The organism is Actinosynnema sp., from assembly GCF_052038725.1.
The window spans coordinates 1-3,006 of sequence record NZ_JBQGCX010001144.1 but is presented as its reverse complement, the minus strand read 5'-3'; the positions used below and the strand labels follow the sequence as shown (position 1 = coordinate 3,006).

1 protein-coding gene and 1 pseudogene are annotated in these 3,006 nt (G+C 74.4%); both read left to right on the top strand.

The annotated features are described in order from the left end of the window. The coding region (locus ACTUAL_RS24095; protein ID WP_440901848.1) for an exo-rhamnogalacturonan lyase family protein at positions 1–2,275 on the top strand (2,275 nt) is incomplete at its 5' end. 351 nt (positions 2,276–2,626) lie between these two features. After that, a pseudogene (locus ACTUAL_RS24090) lies at positions 2,627–3,006 on the top strand (hypothetical protein); the annotation flags it as partial.

Here is a 3,006-nt window from a genome sequence, read left to right as displayed (position 1 = left end):
CCGGCGCGGCGCCCACCTGGTGGAACAGGTCTCCAGGGGCGGGCGCGCGGTGCTGCGCCGGGCGCGGCTGGTCTGCCTGCGCGAGGAGTTCGACGAGACCGACGAGGACGCGGCCACGGCGCGCAGGGAGCCGTTCACGAGCAGCGTGCGCTCGGTCAGCGTGGAGCAGCGCGGACCCGTCCGGGCCGTGGTCCGGGTCCAGGGCGTGCACCGGTCGCTGAGCACCGGCCGCGAGTGGCTGCCCTTCACGGTGCGCCTCTACCTCACCGCGGGCTCGGACGCGATCCGCCTCGTGCACACCTTCGTCTGGGACGGCGCCGACGACGACCGGGTGCGCGGCCTGGGCGTCCGGTTCGACGTGCCCCTGCGCGACGCCCCGCACGACCGGCACGTGCGCTTCTCCGGGGATGACGGCGGCCTGGTCCGGGAGGCGGTGCGCGGCATCACCGGCCTGCGCCGCGACCCTGGGGCCCCGGTCCGCGCGGCCCAGGTCGCCGGGCGGGCGCTGCCCCCGGTCGAGACCTGGGACACCAGGGTGAGCGGCAGGCTGAACCTGATCCCGACGTGGGGCGACTACAGCCTGACCCAGCCGGGCCCGGACGGTTGGCTGCTGCGCAAGCGCACCGCGCCCGGTCACGCGTGGGTGCGGGTGGACGCCGGTCACCGCAACCCCGGCCTGGGCTACGTGGGCGGCGCGTCCGGCGGCCTGGCGGTCGGGCTGCGGGACTTCTGGCAGTCCTGCCCGTCCGGCTTGGACGTGCGGGGCGCGGCCGGTGACACCGCGACGGCGACGGCGTGGCTGTGGGCGCCGGACGCGCCGCCGATGGACCTGCGCTTCTACCACGACGGGCTCGGCATGGACACGTTCGCCGAGCAGCTGGAGGGCCTGCAGATCACCTACGAGGACTACGAGCCGGGCTTCGGCACGCCGCTCGGGATCTCCCGCACCAGCGAGCTGACCCTGTGGGCGGTCGACGCCACCCCGGACGCGGGCCGGCTCGCCGCGATGGCCCGCGCCGCCGCCACCCCGCCGCAGCCGGTGGTGTCCCCGGAGCGGCTGCACGCGGCGCGCGTGTTCGGCGACTGGGCCCCGGTGGACCGCTCGACGCCCGCGCGGGCCGCGATCGAGGACCGGCTGGACTTCCTGTTCGCCCACCACCGCGACCAGGTCGAGCAGCGCCGCTGGTACGGCTTCTGGGACCACGGCGACGTGATGCACACCCAGGACGCCGACCGGCACCAGTGGCGCTACGACGTCGGCGGCTACGCCTGGGACAACTCGGAGCTGTCCACGGACCTGTGGCTGTGGTACCAGTTCCTGCGCTCCGGACGGGCCGACGTGTTCCGGGTGGCCGAGGCGATGACCAGGCACACCGGCGACGTCGACGTCTACCACCTGGGCCGGTGGAAGGGCCTGGGCACCCGGCACAACGTGCAGCACTGGGGGTGCAGCGCCAAGCAGCTGCGGATCAGCACCGCCGCGAACCGCAGGTTCCACCACTACCTCACCACCGACGAGCACACCGGCGACCTGGTGCGGGACCTGGTGGACGCCGACCGGACGTTCGTCGCGCTGGACCCGCTGCGCAAGGTCCGCACCGAGCCGTACGAGCCCGACCCGCGCGCGCTGGCCGTTGGCCTGGGCACGGACTGGGGCGCGCTGGCGGCGGCGTGGCTGACCGAGTGGGAGCGCGACGGCGACCCGGTGGCGCGCCGCAAGCTGCTCGGCACGGCGGAGGACATCGGCGCGCTGCGCAACGGCTTCCTGACCGGCGAGGCGCTGTACGACCTGGAGACCGGGCGGTTCGCGCGGGACCGGGTGGCCATCAGCGTCTCGCACCTGTCGGCGGTGTTCGGGCTGGTCGAGGTGTGCAGCGAGCTGGTCGACCTCGGGGCAGGCGCGGGGTTCGAGCGGGCCTGGCTCCAGTACTGCCGGTTGTACGGGGCGACGCGGGCCGAGCAGCAGGCCGAGGTGGGCGGCTCGTGGGACACCGGGTTCCGGCAGATGCACTCCCGGTTGACCGCGTACGCGGCGGCGCGCACCGGTGACGAGGTGCTGGCGCGGCGGGCGTGGGACGAGTTCTTCGGCGGGCAGGAGGGGTACGGGCCGGGGCTGCCGTGGCGGTCCGAGCGGGTGCCCGCGCCGCTGGCGCACCGGCCGGTGGACGAGGCGGCTTTCGTGTCCACCAACGCCAGCGCGCAGTACGGGTTGGCCGCGATCCAGAACCTGGCGCTGATCGGGCACCTGCTGCCGCCGGACCGCGTCGACCGCTGACCGGTTCTCCTCTGATCGGATTTCTCCCCACCTGGTGGGGCGCCGGTTCCGGCGTCCCACCTTTCGGTTGTCGCCGAATCCGCCGTTTTCCCCTTCCCCGCCGTGGAATTCGGCCCGTGCCGTCTGTTTCCCGCAAGGCGCGGGGCCGGTTGGCGCAGGCGGGGCGGTCGCGCCAACCAAGCGCCAATGCCCCGGCCAGGCGAAAAACGCGCTTTTGCGGGCTTTTCCGGCTTTTCACGGGTCAGATGGCGAGGACAGCGCAGTGCCGCGGTCCGAATCCCGCGCCGGGAGCGGCGCGCGTTCGCGCGGCGGGGGGGGGGCGCACTCACACGGGGAGTTCCAGTGGAGCCAGTGGTTTCAGGGGGTCAGGCGGAGGCGGTGCACCGGTCGATCGTCTTCGTGGACATCGCGGGGTCGACGGCGGCCGGGCGGCGGCAGGGCGACAAGGTCAAGATGATCGAGGCGCTGCCGAGGGTGCTGGACGAGGCGGTGTCGGCCACGCGCGCGGGCGCCGCGCAGGTCACGGTGCGCGAGCGCGGGGACGGCGCGCTCATCCTGTTCGACCCGGCGATCCCCAAGGTGCGCCTGGTGACCGAGTTCGCGCGCACGCTCGTGCGGAGCCTGCTGCGCTACAACTCCGGGGCGAGCGAGCAGGCCCGGATGCGGTTGCGGGTCGCGGCGCACCACGGCGAGGTCGTGCCGCTGCCCAACGAGGAGGTCGGGTCGGCGAT